Source organism: Phormidesmis priestleyi ULC007 (assembly GCF_001895925.1).
Lineage (GTDB): Bacteria > Cyanobacteriota > Cyanobacteriia > Leptolyngbyales > Leptolyngbyaceae > Phormidesmis_A > Phormidesmis_A priestleyi_A.
The window spans coordinates 1-24,841 of the sequence record NZ_MPPI01000056.1 but is presented as its reverse complement, the minus strand read 5'-3'; the positions used below and the strand labels follow the sequence as shown (position 1 = coordinate 24,841).

Genomic DNA, 24,841 nt, shown 5'->3' with positions numbered 1-24,841 from the left:
AACTTACGAGCAGCAGTATCAGGAACGAATGGTCAAAAACCTCAAGAAAAAGGCGATGGCGCTTGGATTTGACCTCGTTGCTAAACCTGCTCTCCCGGAGTGTGTTTCTTAGGAGCTAACGGTCTATCTCAGGCAGTATCTAGCGGGTGGGATTGAGCGGCTCAAACGTTTAGATTATCAGGGGCAACCCAGCGATTTAAGTCAACACATCGCGAGTGTGGAAACCTACTTTAGAGCTAACCCACCGCAAACCATCAAAGAGGCTCAAGCGAAGATTCACGAAATCACCGGAATTCACCGCAGTCCCAATTAAGTCAGCGCCTTTCTCAACCGCATCGGGATGAACCGTCGCAAAGTCGGATTTGTTCCTGGTAGAAATGGTGATCTTGAGAAGATCACCGAACAAGAAACGTTTCGAGAGGAAATTTTAGAACCGCTACTGGCATCTGCAAAAGCTGGAGAACAAGCCGTTTTTTTGTCGATGCTGCTCATTTTGTCCACACGACTTTTTTAGGCTACCTCTGGTGCTTTACCCGATTGTTCATCCAGTCTCCATCAGGACGCAAGCGGTTTAATGTCTTGGGGGCACTCAATGCCGTGACGCTAGAGCTCATCACGGTCACGAACGAGAGTTACATCAATGCTGAGAGTGTTTGCCAACTGCTGCGAAAACTCTCAGAGTTAGCTTTGGGGATGCCCATCCCTTTAGTCTGGGATAATGCTCGATATCAAAAGTGTGCGGTGGTCTTTAAGTTGGCAGATGAATTGGGGATAACCCTAATGTACTTACCCTCCTATTCACCTCACTTGAATTTGATCGAACGGTTATGGCGATTTGTCCGCAAAGAATGTTTGTACTCCAAACACTATGCTGATTTCTCCTCCTTCAAAACGGCGATTTCAACTCTAATTGATCGGGCACACATTACCAAAAAGAAACAACTCGAAACCTTGATGACTTGGAAGTTTCAGTCCTTCACAAAAGTCCCATTCTTAGCCGAGTAGAGTATACGTCTCATCCACCCGCCACGAGTCGTTGGTCTGGTTCAGATGCGGTCTGAACTCGTTTGTCCAATTCTGGCGCGTAGCTCAACACCCACCGATGGATCGTCGAAGGATCCACCTCGACCCCTCGTTCCGCCATCATCTCCTCTAAATTCCGGTAGCTCAGAGCGTAGCGACAGTACCACCGCACATTCAATACAATGATTTCGGGCAGAAAGTGTCTCCACTTAAACAGGGATGGGAATGCTATTTAGGATGAGGCTAGAGAAAATTGAGCTTCCCCACCTTATCATTTTTGCGACACAACCACCATTGGCGGGTTAATAGCATATCAATCGACAACAGCCTTTTTCTGATCTTTTGATCGCCGAGCTGCCAAAATATCCAAGGGGATGCGAAGAATGCTTGGACAAAAGACCAAAGCGATCGCATAGCTAACAATGAATATCGCGATCGCCTGCATTTGGGGAAGGAAAGCTCCAGCAAACATAGCAACCGTCGAAGCTAGGGTAATCCAAAACGCTTCCCGATAATCAGGCGAACCAAACATTTTCGCGATCGAGCGATGAATCAGATAGAAAGACGGCAGAGCAATCACTTCTGACAACCCATAGCCCCACAGCCCCATCGACGGCAGCAAAATCAAGGTTGCTGCCCAGAGAATGCCCACATACCAGGCATTGCGTTGAGCTACCTCGCCATTATGCCCTGTGACATAAAGAGTGGAGGCATGCAATTCAAAAATGCCACCCACAAGAGTGCCCAAGGCAATAAAGGGAAAGATTTTGGCACTGATCAGCCATTTTTCGCTGTGCCCAAACATCAGAGGAATTAGCCAGGCAGAACTGCACGCAAAGACAGCACAGAGGGGTCCGATCAAGAGTGCTTGATACGACATCCCCCGACTAATGGCACTCCGGACTTTTTCGGGCTTGTCGAGCAGTTTTGCCATCACACTAATCGACAGCCGCCGCACAACAAGGCGCAAAATAGACAATTGGTCTGCCAACCGAATCGCAATACTGATGTAACCGACCATATCTACTCCTCCCAAACGGCTGACCAAGAGAGGTAGCCGCAAGCGTCGGAGGTTCATAATCCAATCAGAGCCTGCATAGGCTAGCCCATAATTAAAGGCTGGTTTAACTGCCTTCCACTGCCAGCGCCAACGCCAAGGGATAGGATAGTAGTAGTAGGCAAGGCTAGTCTGAACGACATAGCCTAAGACCGTTCCAATAATGGGTCCTAAATATCCCCAGTCTTTTCCTCCAAAAACTACCAGGGGGATGCCCGAAAAATACATGACGACTCGTGAGAGCGTTTCCAGCAATCCCACCTGACTAAATTTCAGTTCCCGCTCCAACATACTCGTGGGCACCCGGCAAATCATGTCTAGCCAGATGGCGGGCAAGACTAGCCAAAAAGCAAGGGTGATTTGATGACGGGTAGTATCACTGTCTCCTGCCCACCAAGCGATCACAGGGGCGAGTCCAAATAGCACCCCACAAAAGACGATGCCAAGCGTATTGTAGAATGCCTGAACCTGATTGGGTGTATCTTCATCCAAGTCGGGTGCGCGTACCAAATAGACATGCAATCCTAATCGGCAGGTGAGGGTCAAAAAATTAAGAATACTCAAGACAATCGTAACCACGCCGTAGAGTCCCGGTCCTAACATTCGAGCGATCACGAGGATATTGACCAGCGAAAGTGCCGCAATGACTATTTGTCGAATGGCTAAGGAGACTCCCCCACGCAGAACTTTCCCTTTGAGACCTTCATTAGCAGGCATATCTTTAAGCTTACGTCTGTGTAGGATAACGATTGATAGTGCTAAAGGGCAGTTTCCCCTGCGCCTCAACTTCTGACTCTGGAAACCGTTCCCAGTCCCACCCTAAAACTGCCATGACAGTCCACCAGTAAAAGAAGGTGGTCGTGTGGTTCCAGAGATTGTCTGTCAGCATGCCCGCTAACATGGCAGTCAGAAAAGCCATCATGGTAAAACAGAGATTTCGTTTCGATGACCCAGGTGGAGCCATGCGGCACAACTGAGTTAGACGGGCAAATTGAGCGATCAGGAGAATCAGAAATAGACTGAAACCAACAATGCCCTGTTCCGCTATAAACCGCACGTAGTCATTGTGAGCATAACTTTCTTGGATCGTCAAAAACCTGCTGGTATCTAATCCGTACCCGAAGATGGGAGATCGCTGCCATACCTCCAGCAAAAAAGTCCACTGGGCAACGCGCCAATTGAAACTATTACCGTCAAAAAACTGCAAAAAGATTGCGCGCGACACACTGATATCTGGATTGAGGAGCGGTGTTGCATACAAAGATTGCAGACGCTCGTGCCCTAGTGGGGAACTAACAAATAAAACAATGATCACCCCAAACAGAAAAATGCCACCGATCAGGTTGACCACATTCAGTTTGGGAGCCAGGAAAGCCGGAATGAACACAACAATCATGAGCAATCCGGTCAGCGATTTAGTGCTCACTAAGAAAAAGGCAAGCGCACCAATCAGAATCAGCCAAGGTAAACGATTTTTTGCTTGTCCTAATTTCCAAAGCACTAAAGCAATAAAAAACACGCAAAATATAGCAAAGACGTTTGGGTGCCCTAAAGTCCCGTTGATCCGAGATCCTGCTTCAATTGAGTAGCCTCTCTCAAACACCAGAAACTTAGGCAGTTTGGAAGGCGGAACAATGACTTGCAGCGCAGCACCGGTTAAGGGAATGATCAGGCTTAAGAACAGAGCAGAAACCACTTTTTCTGGATGCACTCGGTCTTTAAGCTGCATGACCATTAGGTAAAACATCACCCACGAAAAGCCTCGAATCCACTCCCGTAAACCAACCAGCCACCCCCCAACATGGGAAGCACTCAGGCCCAAACCGCCCAAAGGAAGTAGGATAACCCACAATAGCTGAAGTCCAAACCAGCCAGCGATGAACCACCAGAATCCATCGGTCTGTATCTTTTGTCTTGATAACAAGAGCTTAATAATATAAAGCAAGATTAAGAGGTTTACACCCACTGCAAATACAGAGGGAACCTGTTGAGCCGAGAAGGGATCCAGCGCACTGCGTAGAATCAGCAATCCCAAGACAACTTGCTCGAAGTTTCTGAAAAAGATAAACAAAAAAATGCTGGCCGCAATGGCAGCAACGATTAAAACCAGAGAAAGAGGTTGGGCGTTTGACAGAACACCCACCACGATACCAAGCAAAATTCCTACAGCACCAACCCAAACGGTAGGACGAGAAAGATGACTCCAGCCTCTATCGGTTGCCATTACTTATTAGAGTCCTACATTGGTAAGAATTCGCAGAATGGGGAAAACTGGGCTGACCAATCGACCCAGAAAGTCAAAGGTAGTCCCCAAAGCTCCTTTTCTCGATCGATTCACCACAATCAAATCGCCGTTCATCAAAGGTTCAGATGTCTTGCCAAAGGCGTAGGTGCGGCTTTCAACCCGTCCGTCTGGCAACGTCCGAATCAGGGAAATTTTGTCTGTGCTAGCATCCCTGGTAAATCCGCCTGCTGCTGCAACGGCTTCACTGACTCCAGCGGTAGGCTTAATTTCAATCTGCTTGGGATTTTGGACTTCGCCGGTCACTTGCACAGCAACTAGGGTAGGGGCAACCGTTGAAGCAAGGAGCATCTGTTGATTGGCACTGTTAGACGGAGCCGTCGGAACAATAATTTCGTCACCGTTATAGATTCTTACGTCAAAGGCTAAATCTCCGCTTTTGACGGACTGCCACAAATCCACTTTCAGATCGGTCTTGTTTGATTCTGCTTTGTTTACACTGACGAGATCTTTTCTATGGACAAGATCGACTGGAACAGACCGCCGAATGACGATATTGCGTAGATCGGCGTTCGGTTTAATTCCCCCTGCTATAAGTAAGGCTCGACTCAGGGTAATGGGAGTACTCGTCTCAGTCTCGGTGGAGGAAGATGCCGAACGGACATCGGTGGAAGATAGTAAACGAGGTCCTGGCTGAACGACCTCTCCTGTAATGCTGATCAGCATCGGACTTCGTTTGACAACCGCTAAACCTACTTGCGGGCGGCGGACATAGGGTAATAATGCTTGAGTCAATTGGTTTGTAGCTTGAGCTGGAGTTAAACCTCCAATCTTGAGTGAGCCAACCAGGGGAAGTAGGATGGTGTTATCTGCGGCAATGAACTGTTCCCCTGAGAGATCGGGAAACCCTGCCACTGTCAGCCGAATTCGATCTTCAGGCTTGAGTGGGTCGGCTACTTGATTTGCAACCTGGGGGTTGCTGTCTTGCGCTAACACAGGTTTAAGCTGTCCTGCCAGTCCCAAAGTACAGGTGAGCGTCAAAACAGTTGAGCAAAATAACTTGGCAGATTTCATAAATCCGTTCTAGAGGCTATTAGGGCAGCGGAAGTGTGGAACATGAACCGTACTTTCACGAAGGGAGGACAACAGGTTTAGCCCCCCCGCTGAGTAGAACTGGAAATGGAACGCAGAGGTAACGGTGACTGCACATAGCCAGATGCTGAGGAGTGTCCAGAGAGTTCGTTTCTATCGGGAAGTACAGTTTCGTTCATGACTAGCCCCAGTAGAGACACCCCAGCTTTTCGTAAATCCGAAATTGTCTGCAAAGCTAGATCTCTCTTACTGGAGTTCGGTTGAACGACTAAGACAAGTCCGTTAGCTGCTTGGCTTAAGGTTTCGGCATCTGCACAAATACTTAATGGTGAGGTGTCAACAATAACGCAGTCGTAGTGATTGGCAGCTTTTTCTAAGAGCCTCGCCATAGCTGCTGTCTCAATCAGCGCCGAGGGGCGTTGCAGAGATTGACCACAAGGTAACACGGATAGATTAGGAACAGAGGTGGCTTGGACAGCCTCCAAGAAAGAAAGATTGTCATTTATTACCTCTGCCAACCCAGGAGAAGCAGCCAGGTTGAGCAGACGGTGTTGTAGGGGATGGCGTAAGTCTGCATCGATAATTAACGTGCGCCGCGACAGCATAGCTGCCACAGCCGCTAAGTGAAGAACAACGGCTGACTTTCCATCTCCAACGGTAGCGCTGCTAAAGACAAAGACTTGGGGTTTTTGTTCACTCGAAGATTCTAAGACTTTGAGGAACTTCCGGTAAGGTTCCACCTGATTGGAGTTGTCTAAAAAACGCTCTAGATCTACCAAGTTGTTGGTTGGAGGAGTGAGTTTAGGTAATACACCCAGGACAGCGAGACCCAGCACGGCTTCCGCTTCCGCTGGGTTTCGGATGGTGGAAACCATGAGTTCTAGGAGCAACACGACTCCACCTGCCATAATCAGTCCGGAGACAATACTGATTGCCAGAATGGGCAGAGTTTTGGGGCTAGAAGGATCAACAGGAACACTAGCCTGTTCCACAACGCGGACGTTGCTGAGAAGTTGTCCTTCCGCAATCCGTGCTTCCTCTAGTTTGCCGCTCATTAGCTTGAGAGCATCTTGGGCGTTTTGTTGTTGGCGGGCAAGTTCAATCAGGGGTCGTTGATATCCGGGAAGCTGGTTGATGCGCGATCGCAGAGGATTCAGTTCAGACTGCACCACTCTCAGTCTGTTGACTAAAGCTGCGCGATCGACTTCGCTGGCAATATAGCGGGACATTAAATCTTGGCTTAACGGATTAGACGCGGCATTGCCATAAGAAGCAGCCGTTCCGCCAGGGGTTGCCTGTGAGATTTGCTGACCATAAAGGGCGCGGAGTTCGTCTCGCTTTTGCAGCAAGGCTAGAAGGTCAGGATGCTGATCACCCAAGCGAGAACGAGTATCGACGATCGCAACGTCCAAGTTAGTGAGTTGCTTCTGTAGCTCTTTGAGGGTTTCGTTTTGCCCCAAGCGAACAGATGCGTAAGCCGTTGGAAGATTATTAGCGCCTGTTACTTTTTGCAGTAAGCCAACTTTTGTAGTATCTTCTTGCAACTGGGCACTCAGTTTTCGCGCTTCGTCCTCAAGAGCCGCTAAACTGTTCACCATACTCTGAGCTTGAGTGTCGAAGGAGACAATACCATAGGTTTGGCGATACTGACTTTCAGCCGCTTCGCTTTCTCTCAGTTTAGCTTCTTGCTGAGGAAGCCTACGTTCTAAAAATGCCCGCAGAGTAGCTGCTTGGGAACGAATCTGCCGACTGTTTTCCGCCACCATCGACGCGGTGATCTCATTGAGAAGTCCGGCTGCAATTTTTGGATCTGGAGCTGTGTAGCTCACTTGCAAAATATTCGTTCCAGGAACAATATCGACCTTAAGCGCCTGACGCAGGGACACGATATCAGGGAGTTGCTCCTTCGGTATTTTGCTTTCTTGCTGAAAGGCTGAAAGGGCACTCTCAAGCACTTGTTGAGACTGCATCAGTTCTGCTTGAGTGGCGACTGGATCTGCCGCCTTTCCAGGTGCTTGGGTATTGATTTCAGTTAATGCTTGACCCAGCGTTGAAATACCCACATCTTTCTCCCCAACAATCAGTTTTGCTGATGTCTCATACTGTCGAGGTAAGATAGCAAAACTAAGTGCTGTTGCCCCAACAGCAACAGATACAAATGTTGATAAAGCAACGAAGGAATGTCGCTTTAGAGTGGGCAGAGGGGATAGCGAAAAAGGAGCTTTAGCCATTAACGTGCTTGCTAATACCGTGTATTCGAGGCGGTAACAGATTGACTAGGGGAAGAGATAGAAGGGTAATGCACTGAGTCATGAGTGAATCTTTAAGATTGAATAGCAGAGGATCGCATTGAGCGTTCTCAGACGCTATCAGCCTCTTAAGGACTTGTTGGAGATGCAACTTGTCGAATATTTTCTGAGGGTCAACCGTGTTTTTCCTAATCTTAATTTAATCAGGGTAACTTCCTCAATGGGCTAATCTTCTAGACAAAATAAGCTTGTGCGCTTTACAGTCCTCAGTTGTTTATATTGCTTTCTTAACCTACTTGTATTGCTCCCTTAACCTGAGATCTTACCTCTAGATTTTACGTTCGTTTCACATTGAGACTAGTTTTGTCAATTCTTTAATAAGTTGACCCAACTTGGGAACGTCAAGAAATAAATTTATATTTTCAAGGCAAAATATATAGCCAGCTTCTAAGCCTACTCTTTTGCAAGCTCTCAGTAAGCTCCCTTGCGATCGAGAACCGCTTGAATCGTTTTTAGAATCAGCGTCAGGTCATAGGCAATCGACCACTTTGTTTGGTAGACCAGATCCATTTTGACAATCTCTTCAAAATCTTCTACTCTGGACCGTCCATTTGCCTGCCACTCGCCTGTAATTCCAGGTTTGACCAGCAATCGACTGAAGTGGTGCCGCTCATACTTCATAACTTCATCCACGGTGGGAGGACGAGTGCCAACGAGGCTCATATCGCCTTTCAACACATTCCAAAATTGTGGCAATTCATCCAAGCTCGTGCGACGCAGGAAGCGCCCAACGCGAGTAACACGAGGATCATTTGCATTCTTGAAGATGTTGCCCTTCGCCTGATTATGCACTAAATGTTGCAACCGATCGGCACTCGCTACCATCGACCTAAACTTCCAGATGCGGAAGGTTTTGCCGTTTAAGCCGCAGCGGGTTTGGCTGTAAAGTATTGGACCGAAATTATCGAGTTGGATCACGATCGCAATTGGAATTGCTACCCCTGCTGTAATCAGTAACCCCACTAACGCACCCACAATATCAATCAGACGCTTAGTTTTACTAGTCACTGAAGCGTGTGCCTGCTGGTCATTAAGACCCTCAAACGGGCTAATTGACATTAAGTTGGAGGACAAGGAGAGCTTAGATTTTGAGGTAATCATAGATGCCTTAACTCTTTTGGTAGCTGAACGATATTAAAAGGAGAGTAGTCATTTAAAAAAGCCTGAACGAGGATCACTGAAATAAGAGGTGATCTCTCGATCTCGCTTAAGTTTTTTGCGCTTTGCTAGCAGTTCTAAATAAGCAAAGGGAATCACAAAGATCCATAGCATTGCTGCGATCGTTATGATCACTAGCCCTGATCGTTTCTCTGACCTCGATAGCTGAGAATCTCGCTTAAAAAATGCTAGCCAGAAATCTGCTAGAAAGGCCACAACAAACAAGTAAAACGCAGCTATCAGAATGAGTAGTATCGCCACAGCAATCACGATTTAAGTTGAAATGTTTTGGGTAGTCCTACTTTAGGCAAGGCTAAAGAAAAAAGGCGATGCAGAATAGGAGAGATGGTGCGTTCCTCTAGCCTTTCCTAAGTGACACCAAAGGAGTTCGTAGATTAAATCGGGGCAACTACAGGTTCTGGTCAATCTAGCGGCTCAACTCTAAGTAGCTGGATCTACCAGAACTACAGGCAGGGTTCAAGTGACTGGTGCTGGCTAGACTGCCAACGTTCTAGGAGTTCACTATAGATATTGTGAACAATATGGTGAGCCGCATAAGGCTTGACGACTCGGATGCAGGCTTGAGACGGATAATCTGCTGGGTGTTTTAACACTCGTCTCCAGGCATCAGCGATCGCACCGGGGGTTTGGTCATCACACACAATGCCGCTATCACTCGTTAAAAAGTTGGGAGTTTCGCCCGCTCGTGTGGTGACCACAGGCGTTCCACAGGCAAGCGCTTCAATACTTCCCCGACATAGCCCTTCATAAGCGCTCGTTAACACAAAGATGTTAGAGACCCGATACAGGTCTGCAAGTTGCGACTGCTGTAGAGGTGGCATCAGCGTCACTCGATTCGACAATCCTAGCTGGGCAATTTCAGCGCGCACATCTTCCTCTAGCTCGCCCTGCCCCACAATTAATAGGTGAGCCTGTGGTTCATTTAGAGCAGCAAACGAACGAATCAGAAGCAACGGCTGTTTTTGAGGATGGATTCGACCCGCAAACAGAATAAATTGCGTGTCTTTGGCAAGCCCCAGTTTGGTTGCCAACTCCTGTCTCTTCATCTGTTGCTCATCTAAAGACAGAGGATAAAACAAGTCACTATCGACGGTATTGGGTAAATAGGAAACCCGGTCTGCAACATCAGGATAGCGGTGCCGATATGAATCGGCAGCTTTGGTGTTGCAAGATAAGATGCGATCGAATCGACTCACCAAATGGCGCTCCAGCGCAAAGTAAGCCCAGGGAAAATGTCGCCAGAAAATCCCGCCCTCCTTACTCGCTCCTTTGACTGCCTGCTCTATATCATTGTGAATGTAAAAGATCTTGGTGCCAGACAGACGAGATGATACCAACGTGGGTTCTATTCGATGAAACTGTAAAAAATCAGAGGAAAAATCACGTCCCAAGAGCGCCTGCGTGTACTTCAACGTGGTGGGAACGACCCCACGCACATTGTCATTTTGCACTTGGATTAGCGGCATAAACTGAAATTCTCTGCCGTATAACTCAACGTCTTGCCACCGACCAATTTGCTTTGCAGAATCATTGCCACCTGTCCCTACCAGGCGAATTTGGAATTCTTTAGGAGCATACTTGATGACAGACCGAATACAGGTTTGAATTCCACCAATGGAAGGATTCCAGGGATTGAATTGATAGAAAATAGTGAGGGTAGGCTGGCGCATAAACTAGGGATTTGAATGACGAGAGTGTTCAACAATAACAACCTACTCAACAGCGAGCCTGTTAAGTAGAAGTTCATTAAGACTTCTGATAGACTTTAGAGAAGCTTGTTGCAGACTTAGAAGCCTGCTTAATAGAGCCTTGCGATTGTTTCAGATGAATGCGAGTAAAGGCTTCAATATATTTCTCGACTTGCGAGTCCTGATTGAAGTTTTTAGTTGCTTGCGGTTCTCTTAAACAGGCAAACGGCTCTTCAAGAGCGAGTTGGATCGCCTCTGCCATCTGGATGGGGTCTCCGACGGGCACCAACCTGCCATATTGCCCATATTTCAGAATTTCGGCAGGACCACTGTCACAATTAGTGGCAACAATCTTTTTCCCTAATGCCAGCGCCTCAATTAAGATATTGGGTAATCCTTCGTATTCAGAACTCAAGACGAAGACATCTGCCATTGACAGAAAAGCATAAGCGTTCTTTTGAAATCCCGGTAGATCAACCGAGTCCGCAATTTCCAGTTTTCTGATTAGTCTCTCAAGCTCCTGCCGTTGAGGGCCTTCACCGAGAATGACTAATCTAGCGTCGGGGAACTGCCGTTTAACCTTTGCAAACGCCTCAATTAGAACCGTAAAGTGCTTCTGTGGCTTGAGCCGTCCTGCTGCCAGAATGATCGGAGCTGTTTTTTGCTCAAACCAGTCATGATGAGTAGGCTGTTGTGCCTTCTCAAAGATGTCGGGAGTGACTGTAGGGTTATGAATCAGACTCACTTTTCGAGGATCGGCTTTCATGAAGCCCGTTACATCTCGGCTCATCCCGGCACTTTGACTGATGATTAAATCAGCTCGCTTATAGGTTAGTCTCGTGCAAAACCCTAAGACTAAACCCACTGGGAAGGGGTAACGCTTGAACTGGTAATGGAGCGTATTTGCCTGTCGGACTACTAACTTGGTCTGGAGACCTGACCATAGCCATGCCAAGCCTGACCCCAATGCAGCCGTTACATTGTTAAAGTGAATTGAGGAGAACAAAATATCGGGTTGATGAATGCTCAGGTAACGAGCTAAACCCACAATGTTTTTGATGACATTGATTCTAGAGCTGTGCAGGTGCAATAGTTGGATAGTGGGATGAAGATTCTGAGGAACTTGGTTGGGCTGTTTGGCTAAAATCAGAATAACCTGAATGCCCCGTTCAGCGAGACCGTTAGAGATTTTAATCAGGGTTTTATCTGCTCCATATCCCTGAAGAGCGTCGAGATAAATGACAACTTTTCTTACAACACCCTCTTGCTCGGTTCCATGAGAATTCACCTCTTTGCCACGGCGATCGAGCGTGTTCTGTCTAGTAGATAAGGTTTCAGAACCAAAGCGTGAGAGTCCAAGCATATACTATCTCCGGCAGGTAAATGAACTTAAAAATGAACAATGTAAAACACGGGATCTAGCTCAGAAAATCCTTTACTACTCACAGTGCTGATGCATTTGGCGTAAGTTAATTCAAATTCAATGCCCTGTAGCAAATGGGCTATAGCGCTTGAACTCAGCAGGTTAGGTTTAGCCTTCCATTGCAGATAAAGCTGAAGTCAAAACAACAATCTTGCTCAAATCTGCAAGTTTGCTGGGCAGTTTTATCGAGGATATTAAGCAGGGTGAGAAAGAAGCCGCAGACTAGAGTCGCTAACTATTTCTTAAACTGTTTAACAACTGGTTAACCCCCGACTAAGACTCAGTATAAGTGGTAGCACTGGTTTATTACGTAGAAGTTTGTAAAAATATGATAGTTTTCACTTCAATTAGTGTGTATTTCCCGTGAAGATACTGAGGTGACCTGATAAAAAGTCAGTAATATTCGTGATTTTTGCTACACAGCAGAGGTTAAGAAGCTTTGCAATACTTTAGGAGTTTTACGACCTGGTCGGCGATCGAAGATGTTCGTCTGGTTAAGATTTGGTGGATTAGGTTAAGACTCAGTAAACCTCCCCCGCTCGGATTGAAAGTTCAATGGAAATGTTCAATCATGTGGAAGACTCGCTCTAGGCTAAATTTTGGGTGAGCCATATCAACAATGAGTCCTCTACAAGCTGTCGTAGGAGTTAAGTTTAAGATGAGCAATCTAGCTAAATCAGGGATCAAGAATGCTTACCTCTTCTACGAGAAGCTGATCAATCCCAGGTTTTACAACCTGAGGAAATCAACCAACGGAATGTTGTTACCGCTCGTTTATAAAAAAATCTATAATCTTCATTATCAATTGCCCGATCTCGATATTATCGAGGTGGGTGGTGCAACAGGTGCAGGAAGCATCGCGATCGCCTGGGCTTTGAAAGAGGCAAAAAAACACTCTAAGTTAATTGTGGTTGAGAAATGCAAAGGCGGCACTCGCACAGATATAGGTGGATATGATGAAAACCTGAAATTAATTCAGAGCCATTTTGAGCAGTTTGGTGTCCACGAACAAATCATTCTCTTTCCGTACGAGCTGACGTTTGACAACGGGAAAGAAGCGACTGCCTTGGTGAAGTCTCCTGAAATTGCTGCTTTCATCCACGATGCCGATGGAAGGCTAGACAGAGACTTTTTTCTCTTCTACCCTCTTTTGCAACCAGGAGGGCTGATCGTGATAGACGATTATGCTAATGAAGCGAAGTACAAGCCCATTAGCGAACGGCATCCTCAAGGGGGTGCTAAGTCAGTGATCACCTACCGTCTCCTAAACCAGATTATAGAATGGGGACTCTTTGAAACAACCCATAAAATTGGGAAAACTATTTTTGGAGTGAAGCCACTGAACGCAGACTTCAGTCGTTTGGATCTAGAAAAGTGTCGGCAGATTATTAAGGAAGTACAACAAGAGCGTATAGCTTCTTTGAAGAGCCGGGAAGCTGTCTTGAGTCCGATTTGAGGGCATCCGACGATTCTATAAGAGATGTGGAAATTTCACATTGTTCATGCCTGCATTTGTACCATTCACAAACTCGATTAGTATGCCACCTCTCTTAGTCGTCCGAGACTTAACCGCTCAACTTGAGCAACAGAATATTCGCTATTGCCACTGGAAGAGCAATGAGCATGTAGATGCCGCCGTGGAGGGCAAAACAGATCTAGATGTGTTGGTGGACAAGAGCCAAAAGGCAAATCTAGAAGAGGTTTTGAGCGAGGTTGGGTTTAAGTATTTTGAAGCCATTTCCTGCCGTAGATACGTTGGTATTGAGGACTATTTAGCGATCGATCCAGAAACAGGAATTCTAGTTCATCTGCATTTGCATTACACGCTCGAAATGGGAGAGAAAAACCTGAAAGGATATGACCTGCCCTGGGATGAATTGGTGTTGTCTAGCCGCATTTATGACTCAGAGCATCATATCTATATCTCTGAACCCAACATTGAGATTATTATTCTAATCGTGCGGGCGGCATTAAAGGTGAGAACCCGCGATCGCCTACAGCGGTGGCTAAAACACGACTACTTCAAAGGGGATTTCATTCGGGAATTTCGCTGGCTTAAAGACAGAATTGATCTAGATAAAGTCAGACATCTCAGTGAGAAATTATTGGGCATTGCAGCGACCAATCTGGTGCTAGAGGTGATTGGCAGTGAGTCTAAGCTGAAGAAAATCTTGCGTCTTAACAACCCGATTCAAGTCGCCTTGCAACCTTATCGGCGCTATCACCCTTTAGTCGCCACGGGGTTGCGGTGGCAGCGTGAATCCGAAAACTTGTTCTATCAAATTCTGAGAAAGTATTTCCAGGTGCCTGTCCCTGCCCGCAGAACTCCGGTTGGGGGCGGAGTCATGATTGCTGTTTTAGGTGCAGATGGATCGGGAAAGTCTACGATCACGGCTGCGATCGTCAAGGGCTTATCAAAGAAGCTGGATGTGATGCCTGTCTACTTAGGAAGTGGCGATGGAACCGCCTCTTGGTTTCGGATGCCACTCGTGTGGGCGACACGATCGACAAAATTGCGGTCTAAGAGATCCGCTAATTTAGCAACGCTCAAAGCGAATCCATCCCCAGGAAAGGCAAGCTCTAAGTCTAAGTTAGCGCATCTGGTCAAGCTGCTATGGGCAATCACCTTAGTCTATGAGAAAGAGAACAAACTCAAGCAGTCTCGCCAAGCTAGTGACCGAGGCATGATTATTATTTCGGATCGCTACCCTCAAAGTCAGGTGCTTGGGTTCAACGATGGACCTTTACTCAGCAATGGAAGCAATCATTCTCCAACGTTTCCACGCTCTCTTCGGCAGTGGGAATTTGACCACTACCAGCACATGGCAGAAAAAATGCCTCCCGATCTGGTGATCAAGCTAAACGTGACACCAGAGGTTGCTTTAGCTCGAAAACCTGAGTCTCCGGCGGAAGTAGTCCGTCAGAAAGTAGATGCCATTCGAGCGTTAGAGTTTCCGGCTCAAACGATCGTGGTCAATATTGATGCGACACAGCCTCTAGACGAAGTTTTACTAAAAGCAAAACAGGCAGTGTGGGAAACCCTATGACTCCGCATCGATCGCCTGTGATAGTTGAGTTTGTCGGGTTACCGGGTGCTGGAAAAACCACCGTATTCCATCAAGTCGTTTCGCTTTTAAGAGATGAAGGAATCTGCTTTGTAGCAAGAGATGAGATTCTTCAGCAATGGCAAAAAACTCATTGGTTTCAAAAGCTCTTGAATCTGTTTCCAGAAACCTGGAACCACTGGCAAATTTTACTTCAATCCCTGGCGCTTGCATCTCACGTTAAACCGGTTAACAAGCAGAGCTTTGTGAAAGCCGGAAAGATCTTCTCTAATGTCAAACGAATTGATGCGATTGTCTGTCATCAAAACTATCCATTGATCTTGCTCGATCAGGGATTGCTTCAAGAAGCTTGGTCTGTTGGAATTACAGGTAGCCCTCCGGCACCAGAACAGATTAAACAAGGACTAGCTCCCTTGTTTCATAACAGATCGATCGCGATCGTTCGCTTCAACACAGATATTGAAACAGCCCTCGATCGGATTCAAACCCGTTCAACGGAGAGGAGCCGTTTCGATCAAATGTCATCAGAAGCAGCCCAATTACTGCTGTCCCAATATACGCCTTACTTGCAGGATATTATTTCTTGTGCTCAAGCGTTTAGCGTTCCTATTTTGGACATTAACAGTGCAGGTTCTATTAAAGATAATGCAGAGAAAGTTGCGAATTGGATGACTAATTTAGCTGTTCACTAACTATCTATACGTATCATTTTTTATGATCAGTGACCTTTACCCGGACACCGCTACTGAAACTGCTTTGCGAGCTAAAAATGTCAATGTCTACTATGGCAAGACACTGGCAGTTCGCGACGTTAGCTTAGACATTCCAAAACATCGAGTCACGGCATTCATTGGTCCTTCGGGATGCGGTAAAAGTACGCTTTTACGCTGCTTCAATCGTTTGAATGACCTGATTCCAAACGCTCGTATACAAGGCAAGCTGACCTATCAAGGCGTTGATTTATACGCCCGCAACACTGATCCGGTTGCAGTGCGCCATCGGATTGGAATGGTTTTTCAGAAACCTAACCCTTTTCCTAAATCAATTTTCGATAATGTTGCTTTTGGTCTACGACTGAATGGCTACACGGGCAATCTGGATCAGATAGTTGAAACGTCTCTTCGGAGTGCAGCCTTGTGGAATGAAGTCAAAGACAAGTTGCATCAAAGCGGTCTTTCCTTATCGGGGGGTCAGCAGCAACGATTATGCATTGCGCGAACGATCGCGGTCGAACCCGACGTGATTCTCATGGACGAGCCTTGTTCGGCTCTCGATCCGATTTCAGCTTTATGGATTGAGAAGTTGATTCATGAGCTAAAGCAACGCTTCACGATCGTGATTGTGACTCACAATATGCAGCAGGCATCGAGAGTCTCTGACTATACAGCTTTTTTCAATGTTGAATCGACTGCCAAGGGCGATCGCTATGGCACCCTCGTAGAATACAATCACACCCAGACCATCTTTAACCTTCCGAAGCAACAAGCAACTCAGGAATACATCAGCGGTCGTTTTGGTTAGATTTTTAGGTGGAGTGGAAGCCGTTGAACCTTCGTCATCGCTGCGAAATCCCCTCCCTGTCGCGAAGAAAGGGGATTTACCGTCTACTCTTTTAAACGGATCGGCGAGAGTAGCCATCGACCCCGATGTTGGCTGATAGCCCACTACTTGTTGCATTCCATGATGCCGCAAAGCTCCCACTCGTACTCGCCCCTAAGCTGCTTGGGCTGAACACGAGTAGATCCGACCCGCCACCACTCAAACTGCTTGTTGATCCACTCGGAACACTGTACGTTCCCTGCGTACTGATTGAGATTTTGCCAGAGCTATCGACCCACGCTGCATCGATATTTTCACTGGCATCTGTTAGCCCCACATTTGAACCTTTGAAATACAATGACCAACTGCCCGCAGTACTCGCTCCTAAACTTGTGGGGCTAAACGCAAGCAGATCTTTGTTGGACGCGATCAACCCACCTGCCGAAAAGTTCCCTTTGGTGCTTACGATCAACCGTCCATCTGGGGCGATGGCGATCGAGTCGAGGTCTTCACTATCGCTGTCGAGACCCACATTGGCTCCTTTGAAGTACAGCTCGAAGCTGCCTGCCGTGGCTTCTCCGGTCGTCGTCGAGGACGTGAAGCTAAACTTTATAATGTCTGAGTCATCTACACTGCCGATGCCAGCTAGCGTTGTGGCTTGATTCAAAGAAAATAAAATTGAACCGTCTGCATTAATGTGGAAATCTCGCACATTAGAACTCGACAGACCCGCGTTAGAGCCTTTGAAATATTTACTCCAGGTGCTGGTGTTTTCGTTGTAAGCCAAAATGTCTTCGTCGGCGAAAGTCACTCCGCCAACAGTGCCGCTGCTAGAAGTCGAGATATAGTCAATGATGGCTGATGGAGCCGCGGCATCGTTATCGACGATCGTTAGCACTGCGGTGTTTTGGCTACCGATGATGGCACCGTTAGTGGCACTGCCTAAACTCAGGTTGATCGTTTCGTTAGACTCCACCAAGGAGTCATTAATGATGGGAATCGTAATGGTTTTGGTGGCGCTATCCCCATTGGCAAAGCTAACCGCAATCGGACTGTTGGTGTAATCACCAGGGGCTGTAGCAGTGCCATTGGTCAAGTTGACGATCGCGCTGACCGCACCATTACTGCCGCCAGTCCGCGTCACTTGCACACTGGAGATTACGGTGCCGTTTTCGTTGACGCTAAACGTCGGCGTGCTGAAGGCGAGTATGCCAGCAGAAGATGGAGGAACGGTTGATGTAAGGGCAAACTCGTACAAGCGACCATCATTCTCGTTCGGGTTGTCGTTGTTATCTACGCCGCGATCGACAATGTAGAGACTGCGACCCGCCGAATTATTGCTGGTGGGGGCAAAGGCTATCCCCGCTGGCTTGACTGGGTTAGCGGCGGAAATATCAAAGCGTTGAACCACGACTCCCAGGGGCGTAATCTCAAATACTGCATTGGAGGACGTTCCCGGATTTCCTACAATGTATAGATTCCCGTTGTCTCCGATCGTAATTCCTTCCGGGTCACGGACACCCAAACTAGCAGTGTCGAAGTGGCTGATTAAGGTGCCACTAGTGGTGATCCGATAGACTTCTGCATTGACCCCATCCATGACAAATAGATCCCCTAGTGTGGCGGAAAATGCCACATCCTCTGGATCAACAGAGCCGAACGAACTGACACTAAACGAGCTAACCGTGTCATCCGCCGTTCTGTATAACCCGTCCGCGCCCGGATTCAGATCAAAAATCTTCCGCTTATCGTCATCCGAGATGTAGAGGTGTTTGTTTGCGGAGTTATAAGCAATTCCGGTTGGTTCATTTGTGAAGGAGAGAACACTTTGAGTAGACTGCAACGTGCCAGATAGATTGACATTAAAGATATTCTTTCCGGCAAATACTGGGTGCCCTTCCTCGACTTCAGCATCGCTAATCATCAGCGAGTTGGTATGGCTGATATAGACAATTCCACTAGGGTCGGGGCTAGCGGGAGACCATTGAGACGTATTGATAACTCGCACCAAGGTGGCGCTGCCAAAAGGTGATGCACTGCTTGAATTACTAGAGGTTGCCATTGTTTTAACTCTTATAAGAAGTTACTGATTTTCTCAAACCAAATACTGAGAAAAAGTTTGAAACAATTCTGAATTATCAAGCATGAGATGACCGTAACTCATAGAAGTACTGAGTCTTCCTGCAAATATTCATCGGTTTGTAAAAACTTCATGTTTTTTCTACGTGAACATACGGGAGTCACTATTAGGGCACTCCCAGATTTACTGAGTGAGTGCCCTAATTTATGATTTATTTACCCCTGCTGCGGTTAACGGCGATCTCGATTCAAAAGCGGCTTTAACATCGTTGATCAATTAACTGCGATCGCTGGCTTAAACAGAGCGTCGTGAGTATCCATCAATCCCAATCGTAGACGGTAGCCCACTCCCCGCCGCGCTCCAGGAAGCGGCAAAGACACCACTCGTAGCAGCACCCAGACTGGTTGGATTACTTGGGGTAAACGACAAGACATCTGAGCCAACTCCTGACAAACTGCTGGTAGAGCCACTAGGAACGGTGTAAGCACCCGTGGTGCTCAGGGCAATCTTGCCAGAGTTATCAACCCAGGCCGCATCTATATTTTCAGTGGCATCCACTAGCCCCACATTTGAACCTTTGAAGTAAAGCGACCAAGAGCCTGCTGTAGTCGTGCCCAAACTGGTTGGGGTAAAAGCAAGCAGATCTCTGTTGGATGCAGTCAATCCACCGGCCGAAAAGCTGCCTTTGGTGCTAACAATGATCCGTCCGTCAGGCGCAATGGCAAGAGAGTCTAGTTCCTCACCCGTGGTGTCGAGACCCACATTGGCTCCCTTAAAGTACAACGAGAAGCTGCCTGCGGTGGCTTCTCCGATCGCAGTCGGGGTAAACTTCACGATGTCTACGCCCGTCACAGTGCCTGCACCGGGTAAAGTAACATCTTGGTTAACACTTAGCAAAATAGAGCCATCTGCATTGATGTGAAAGTCTCGCACATTAGGAGTTCCGCCCAAGCCGACATTGGCACCTTTGAAGTACTTACTCCAGGTGCTGGTGCTCTCGTTGTAAGCCAGAATATCTTCATCCTTGAAGGATATCCCTCCGACTGTGCCACTGCCGGAGGTTGCTCCATTAGAGGCGGTTGAGATGTAGTGGATGGTGGCTTGCGGAGCCACCACATCGTTATCAACGATCGTTAGCACTGCGGTGTTTTGGCTACCGATGATGGCACCGTTAGTGGCACTGCCTAAACTCAGGTTGATCGTTTCGTTAGACTCCACCAAGGAGTCATTAATGATGGGAATCGTAATGGTTTTGGTGGCGCTATCCCCATTGGCAAAGCTAACCGTAATCGGACTGTTGGTGTAATCACCAGGGGCTGTAGCAGTGCCATTGGTCAAGTTGACGACCGCGCTGACCGCACCATTACTGCCGCCAGTCCGCGTCACTTGCACACTGGAGATTGCGGTGCCGTCTTCGTTAACGCTAAACGTCGGAGTGCCGAAGGCAAGTATGCCGGGTGGGGGGGGAGAGGTTGTTGCAAAGGCAAACTCGTACAGCCGTCCGTCGTTTTCGTATAAAGTAGGCGCGACGTTATCCACTCCGCGATCGACGATGTAGAGGCTGTAGCCGTTCAGATTATCACTGCTAGGAGCAAAAGTTAGACCAGCAGGTTTATACGGGTTGGCAGCAGAAATATCGATCGTTCCTACCAGAGATCCCGTAGGCGTAATCTGAAAGACTTCATTACCCATTCCAAATGGGTTCCCTACGATAAACAGATTCCCGTTCGGTCCAACAGTGATTCCTTCTGGATCATTCAGTCCAAAAACAGCTGTATCGAAATGATTTAGCAGAGTGCCCGTAGTGGTCACTTCATAGACTTCCGTGTTGAAACCGTCGATAATAAACAGCGTTCCTCGATTAGGGTCAAACACCACATCCTCTGCATCGGTGTGAGGACCGTTGAAGGAGCTAACATCAAACCAGGTGCGTGAGTCGTCCGAGGTGTTAAATTTTCCATCTGCACCCGGATTCACATCCCAAATCTTCAGCTTATCATCATCTGAAAAGTAGAGGTGCTTGTTGATAGAGTTATAGGAAATTCCGGTTGGTTCGTTTGAGAAACCGATGGTGGTTAAGGTTGACTGCAACACACCCGACAAGCTGACGTTATAAACATTTTTCCCAGTAAAGGTAGCACCTGTTGTTTCCTCCACTTCACTGTCGCTGATCATCAGCATGCCAGTGTCGGGGTTATACGTAACCCCATCAGGATCAGGGCTTGCAGTTGACCACTGGGATGTATCTGTAATCCGCACCAAAGAGGCAGTTGTGAACGTCTGTGAAGATAATGGCATGATTTTGAATCTTTAAGAAGTGAATTATCTTTTCAACCAAAAGACCAGAGAAACACCGAAAGCACAGGGTTGAAATGTGCAATTTCGATCGCTGAACTCTAGTCAGAACTTTAATGATTCCTCTTAGTAACCTGCCCTAAAGTCCAAACCCTTAGAGCGACATCAGTATCGAATTGAGAATGAAAGTGATATATAGCAATCCTATTTCAGTTGTGAAAGTGGGACAGGTTTCCAGCCTGTACGGGCAAGATGCCCATCCCACCATTCATTTAGGATTGCTATAGCAGATGACAGATTTTAGGTGACAGGCAGAAGATGGCAACCAATGGAGGGTTCCGTGTTGAAAGATGTCCTAACTTTGCTACGGGTTGCAATATTGCCAGAACGATCAGTAGCAGGACAGTCTACAGGTGGCGATGACAAACTCTAGTTGTGTTAGTACAGATAATTCAACCCAGTCTACAGATGAGTCCAAGGCTCAACTTAAACCCTGCAAATTAATTATCGAAAAAGGAATCATTCTATTGATGGAATGTCCTTCTTCTTAACCAAACCTTCATCAATCGTTAAAAGTTCAGTGTTTTTTACGAGAATTTACGTAAGTAGTAGGTAATAATGCCGACTGGGTTCATCAGCATTGCATTCTTTGGCACTAAATCCGTTTCTCTGTGGACTAACTTCAGTTTTACAGCGATTTAGAGGCACAAGTTTCATTCAAAAATTCTTCTATATTTGTGTAGCCATTCCCATTGTGATCAGTCGAGGCATCGGCTGGATCTTTTGGATTCAAGCCAGAACGGGCTTCAAACGCGTCGGGCATACCGTCATGATCGCTATCCAAAGGCGGAGTTCCAGCCGCTACTTTAATCCAGCCACCCACTTCTGAGGGGTCGTTGATGATATGCCCCGTCTTTTGCTTAACCTCTGTCACAATGCGATCATCGATCGTGTCTCGTGTCGTCACAAAAGCACCGGTTGGGCTAAGACCACAATTGTCACCTGCCTGCATTAAAACCTGTTCATAGGCGGATTGAGCAGAAGTTGTAGTAATAGTTGGGGCAGGGTGATGGCGGCGCACCATCCACTTCTGCGAATCTGGCTGAACCACCATTTTGGGAACTTGATTGCCTTCTGCATAGACTGCCACAGGTTGTTCTTTCGTGTCAATAAACCAATCTGCCGATCGTGTATCGACACCCGGTTGGAAGTAATTATTGACATAATTGGCTTGGGCACGCCCATAAGTTCCTAATACTTCTGTGGGAGAGAAGGATTTTGTTCCAAAGCCAGAGTTATAGACCACATTATTAACAACATCAGTGACTCCAGAGTTTTTCACTAAAGGATTACGGCGACGGTTATGCGCCAGCAAATTGTGATGAATGGAAATGTTTTTAGATCCGTTTGACCCTAACAACAAACCCATGCTGTGGCATTGCCGTTGTCCCTGCTCGATATGAGTGGCACAATCCAGTCCTTCTGAAAGAATGCTCCACTGAATTGTAATGTCGTGGGCATCATAGAAAGTACTTGCCACTTCATCGGTTGCCCAGCTTAGCGAGCAGTGATCCACGATCACGTTATAGACTTGCCCTTTGGCACCCGCGATCGTCAAAGCATCCAAATCTCCTGTTTCATTGAGATTACTGCCCGGTCGCGATCGCAGATAGCGGACGACCGCATCATGCGTATTGATGTGTAAGGGTGCCTTTTTGTTGGAATTATTTCTTAAGGTAATGCCGCCGCCAGGAGCTGTCTGTCCTGCAATCGTAATATAGGGATGCTTGATGGCTAGACCTGTATTCAGCAGAATGGTTCCTCCCACCCGAAACACAACAACTCGTGGCCCCTGCGCTTCAATGGCTGCTCTCAAACTACCCGAACCGTTGTCGTTTAAGTTAGTCACCTCAATGACTCGCCCCCCTCGCCCCCCGATAGTTGCTGCCCCAAACCCCTCTGCTCCGGGAAACGCTGGTAGGCTTTTGATTTCCTGGAGTCCGATGCTGCGACCTGCCAGCCCCTCAAAAGGCTGTTCAGCAACTTGACTCAGCAGCAGAACCAGAAACAGTCCTAAAAGAGAGAACAGGACTGTTTTTCTAGCCTGGAACAATCGGAACAGCAGACGGTGGAGGCGGCTCATCATGGACTGACCCACTACGTAGTTTATTACCTGAAGAAAGGACTTGCACCGACGGATCTAGCCGTAATACGATCGATACCACTGGACAAACCGAGCGACTCCTTCTTCGATCGAAGTCGTCGGCTGAAACCCTACATCGCGCATTAAATCGTCTACATCAGCGTAGGTAATGGGAACGTCTCCGGGCTGCATCGGCAAAAAGTTTTTCTGAGCTTTTTTGCCGAGTTCTGCTTCAATGACTTCAATGAATCGAACCAAAGCAACAGGGTTGTTGTTACCAATGTTATAGAGCTTGTAAGGAGCTTGGGGAGTCGATTGTTCGAGGGAGTTAACATCTTCTAGTTGCGGTGCCAGCGGTAAAAGACGGACAATGCCTTCAATAATGTCATCGATATAAGTGAAGTCACGCTTCATATCACCGAAGTTGTAGACATCGATCGGGGTGCCAGCCTCGATCGCTTGGGTGAACTTAAAATAAGCCATGTCTGGGCGACCCCAAGGTCCATACACTGTGAAAAATCGCAGACCTGTGGTCGGTAGATGAAATAGATGGCTGTAGGTGTAAGCCATTAATTCGTTCGCTTTTTTGCTGGCAGCATAGAGTGAAATGGGGTGATCTACATTGTCACCCACCGCAAAAGGAATTTTCGGGTTGACCCCATAAACAGAACTGGATGAGGCATAGACCAGATGTTGAATGGAGCTATGGCGGCAGGCTTCTAACAAATTGACGAAGCCTACAATATTGCTATCCACATAAGCGTGAGGATTTTCGATGGAATAGCGCACTCCAGCTTGGGCTGCCAAGTTTACGACATACTCAAAGCGATGAGATTGAAAAAGCTCTGTGATGCCTTGACGATCGCACAAATCTAAAAACTGAAATGTAAAACCAGGTTTGTCCTGCAATTGGGCTAAACGATCTTTTTTCAGAGTGACCTGATAATAATCGTTCAAATTATCAATTCCATAAACCTCTACTCCCTCTACTAGAAGGCGCTGTGCTAAATGATACCCAATAAACCCAGCCACTCCTGTAATCAACGCTTTCATGGTGAATACTCTCTCAGATTGATGGTGAATTTCTTCTCAATGCAACAGAGTCTGATGCATTAAAAGAAGTCAATTTAGCTGCACAGTGCTCGATAGGTATAGCACCTGTTTGAGAATCTATACAAGAGGCGACCAGGCAACTTTAAAGTTTCAACATGAAAATCTTGAATAACTCAGATCTTGCACCAGTCTCAACAAGGGGTTGCCAAAAAGCTCAAAGTCTGAAAGAAAGGGCGTAGAAACATTTCAATGGGACGGTTATGGAAACCATCTTGGAACACGCCCAAGGATTAGTGTACGCTCTACTCGGATTGATGCCTAGTTCCGATCAGAAAACCAGCTTCAGTGCGCTACTCGGACTGTTTTTAGATGCGTCCGGTCATGCTTTGCCCCAACATTGCCCGATAAAATCTGCCAGTGCGTTGAGTCGATTTCTAAATATCTATGGGTGGTCTACCCGGTCGGTGCTGCGAACCACTCGCCAAACGGTGCTGAAACAGATGGCACAGCATCTATCCCGTTCTGACAGTCCGCTGAAAGTGATCATTGACTTAACAACGCTACCGAAGTGCGGCGAGTTTCGGCATCTGGGCGACCCGACGGAGGATGGAGCAAAGCCCAACCCCTGGGTGCGAGTCCTCAACGGCAAGCGG

General features: G+C 47.2%; 15 protein-coding genes and 3 pseudogenes. 6 read left to right on the top strand and 12 right to left on the bottom strand.

The features are described from left to right. Positions 1 to 127: 127 nt before the first annotated feature. Positions 128 to 1,005: pseudogene (locus BRW63_RS29205) on the top strand (IS630 family transposase); the annotation flags it as partial. Positions 1,006 to 1,008: 3 nt separating this feature from the next. Here the strand turns inward: BRW63_RS29205 and BRW63_RS24835 are convergent. The 8 genes and pseudogenes from BRW63_RS24835 to BRW63_RS24795 all read right to left on the bottom strand — a co-directional run. After that, positions 1,009 to 1,255 (bottom strand): annotated as a pseudogene (locus BRW63_RS24835) (IS6 family transposase); the annotation flags it as partial. An 81-nt stretch (positions 1,256 to 1,336) separates the two neighbouring features. Next, positions 1,337 to 2,797, bottom strand: coding sequence for an oligosaccharide flippase family protein (locus tag BRW63_RS24830; protein WP_073075033.1), 1,461 nt, complete (start codon positions 2,795 to 2,797; stop codon positions 1,337 to 1,339). Between the two features lie 10 nt (positions 2,798 to 2,807). Next, a complete protein-coding gene (locus BRW63_RS24825) occupies positions 2,808 to 4,304 on the bottom strand; it encodes an O-antigen ligase family protein (RefSeq protein ID WP_073075032.1) in 1,497 nt (498 codons plus the stop codon). A gap of 6 nt (positions 4,305 to 4,310) precedes the next feature. Then, positions 4,311 to 5,396: an SLBB domain-containing protein gene (locus tag BRW63_RS24820; protein WP_073075031.1), complete on the bottom strand. Its 1,086-nt coding sequence runs from the start codon at positions 5,394 to 5,396 to the stop codon at positions 4,311 to 4,313. 77 nt (positions 5,397 to 5,473) lie between these two features. Beyond that, positions 5,474 to 7,477: a GumC family protein gene (locus BRW63_RS24815; protein ID WP_181314492.1), complete on the bottom strand. Its 2,004-nt coding sequence runs from the start codon at positions 7,475 to 7,477 to the stop codon at positions 5,474 to 5,476. Between the two features lie 657 nt (positions 7,478 to 8,134). Further along, positions 8,135 to 8,731 carry a sugar transferase gene (locus BRW63_RS24810; RefSeq protein WP_244913282.1) on the bottom strand — a complete coding sequence of 199 codons (597 nt, stop codon included), beginning with the start codon at positions 8,729 to 8,731 and terminating at the stop codon, positions 8,135 to 8,137. Positions 8,732 to 9,345: 614 nt separating this feature from the next. Further along, the gene (locus BRW63_RS24800) at positions 9,346 to 10,572 is read right to left on the bottom strand and encodes a glycosyltransferase family 4 protein (protein WP_073075027.1); all 1,227 of its coding nucleotides are present in this window, start codon (positions 10,570 to 10,572) and stop codon (positions 9,346 to 9,348) included. 76 nt (positions 10,573 to 10,648) lie between these two features. Beyond that, complete coding sequence (locus BRW63_RS24795; RefSeq protein WP_073075026.1) at positions 10,649 to 11,953, bottom strand: glycosyltransferase; 1,305 nt, start codon at positions 11,951 to 11,953, stop codon at positions 10,649 to 10,651. A gap of 679 nt (positions 11,954 to 12,632) precedes the next feature. Here BRW63_RS24795 and BRW63_RS24790 point away from each other — a divergent pair. From BRW63_RS24790 to pstB, 4 genes are read left to right on the top strand one after another with little or no spacing between them, the layout of a single operon-like run. Beyond that, the gene (locus BRW63_RS24790; RefSeq protein ID WP_073075025.1) at positions 12,633 to 13,469 is read left to right on the top strand and encodes a class I SAM-dependent methyltransferase; all 837 of its coding nucleotides are present in this window, start codon (positions 12,633 to 12,635) and stop codon (positions 13,467 to 13,469) included. Between the two features lie 46 nt (positions 13,470 to 13,515). Next, positions 13,516 to 15,060, top strand: a complete 1,545-nt coding sequence (locus BRW63_RS24785) for a nucleoside/nucleotide kinase family protein (protein WP_143162115.1) — start codon at positions 13,516 to 13,518, stop codon at positions 15,058 to 15,060. Beyond that, positions 15,057 to 15,770, top strand: coding sequence for an AAA family ATPase (locus BRW63_RS24780; RefSeq protein WP_073075023.1), 714 nt, complete (start codon positions 15,057 to 15,059; stop codon positions 15,768 to 15,770). The genes BRW63_RS24785 and BRW63_RS24780 overlap by 4 nt, the downstream gene beginning before the upstream one ends. A gap of 22 nt (positions 15,771 to 15,792) precedes the next feature. Continuing rightward, positions 15,793 to 16,599: a phosphate ABC transporter ATP-binding protein PstB gene (gene pstB / locus BRW63_RS24775; RefSeq protein WP_073075022.1), complete on the top strand. Its 807-nt coding sequence runs from the start codon at positions 15,793 to 15,795 to the stop codon at positions 16,597 to 16,599. A 91-nt stretch (positions 16,600 to 16,690) separates the two neighbouring features. On the opposite strand, the gene BRW63_RS24770 is transcribed toward pstB, so the two are convergent. The 4 genes from BRW63_RS24770 to BRW63_RS24755 all read right to left on the bottom strand — a co-directional run bounded on the left by BRW63_RS24770 (position 16,691) and on the right by BRW63_RS24755 (position 24,188). Further along, positions 16,691 to 18,679, bottom strand: a complete 1,989-nt coding sequence (locus BRW63_RS24770) for a Calx-beta domain-containing protein (RefSeq protein WP_073075021.1) — start codon at positions 18,677 to 18,679, stop codon at positions 16,691 to 16,693. 312 nt (positions 18,680 to 18,991) lie between these two features. Beyond that, the gene (locus tag BRW63_RS24765; protein WP_073075020.1) at positions 18,992 to 20,995 is read right to left on the bottom strand and encodes a Calx-beta domain-containing protein; all 2,004 of its coding nucleotides are present in this window, start codon (positions 20,993 to 20,995) and stop codon (positions 18,992 to 18,994) included. Positions 20,996 to 21,680: 685 nt separating this feature from the next. Then, a complete protein-coding gene (locus BRW63_RS24760) occupies positions 21,681 to 23,138 on the bottom strand; it encodes a pectate lyase family protein (RefSeq protein WP_073075019.1) in 1,458 nt (485 codons plus the stop codon). Positions 23,139 to 23,192: 54 nt separating this feature from the next. Next, on the bottom strand, positions 23,193 to 24,188 hold the full coding sequence (locus BRW63_RS24755) for an NAD-dependent epimerase (protein ID WP_073075018.1): 996 nt from the start codon (positions 24,186 to 24,188) through the stop codon (positions 23,193 to 23,195). 260 nt (positions 24,189 to 24,448) lie between these two features. On the opposite strand from BRW63_RS24755, the pseudogene BRW63_RS24750 reads away from it, so the two are divergent. After that, positions 24,449 to 24,841 (top strand): annotated as a pseudogene (locus BRW63_RS24750) (IS701 family transposase); the annotation flags it as partial.

Coding starts and splice junctions, on each gene's coding strand:
- BRW63_RS24785 (WP_143162115.1), top strand. CDS start 13,516: ATGCCTGCATTTGTACCATTCACAAACTCGATTAGTATGCCACCTCTC.
- BRW63_RS24795 (WP_073075026.1), bottom strand. CDS start 11,953: ATGCTTGGACTCTCACGCTTTGGTTCTGAAACCTTATCTACTAGACAG.
- BRW63_RS24825 (WP_073075032.1), bottom strand. CDS start 4,304: ATGGCAACCGATAGAGGCTGGAGTCATCTTTCTCGTCCTACCGTTTGG.
- BRW63_RS24755 (WP_073075018.1), bottom strand. CDS start 24,188: ATGAAAGCGTTGATTACAGGAGTGGCTGGGTTTATTGGGTATCATTTA.
- BRW63_RS24800 (WP_073075027.1), bottom strand. CDS start 10,572: ATGCGCCAGCCTACCCTCACTATTTTCTATCAATTCAATCCCTGGAAT.
- BRW63_RS24790 (WP_073075025.1), top strand. CDS start 12,633: ATGAGTCCTCTACAAGCTGTCGTAGGAGTTAAGTTTAAGATGAGCAAT.
- BRW63_RS24780 (WP_073075023.1), top strand. CDS start 15,057: ATGACTCCGCATCGATCGCCTGTGATAGTTGAGTTTGTCGGGTTACCG.
- BRW63_RS24820 (WP_073075031.1), bottom strand. CDS start 5,396: ATGAAATCTGCCAAGTTATTTTGCTCAACTGTTTTGACGCTCACCTGT.
- BRW63_RS24760 (WP_073075019.1), bottom strand. CDS start 23,138: ATGATGAGCCGCCTCCACCGTCTGCTGTTCCGATTGTTCCAGGCTAGA.
- BRW63_RS24770 (WP_073075021.1), bottom strand. CDS start 18,679: ATGGCAACCTCTAGTAATTCAAGCAGTGCATCACCTTTTGGCAGCGCC.
- pstB (WP_073075022.1), top strand. CDS start 15,793: ATGATCAGTGACCTTTACCCGGACACCGCTACTGAAACTGCTTTGCGA.
- BRW63_RS24830 (WP_073075033.1), bottom strand. CDS start 2,797: ATGCCTGCTAATGAAGGTCTCAAAGGGAAAGTTCTGCGTGGGGGAGTC.
- BRW63_RS24765 (WP_073075020.1), bottom strand. CDS start 20,995: ATGCCATTATCTTCACAGACGTTCACAACTGCCTCTTTGGTGCGGATT.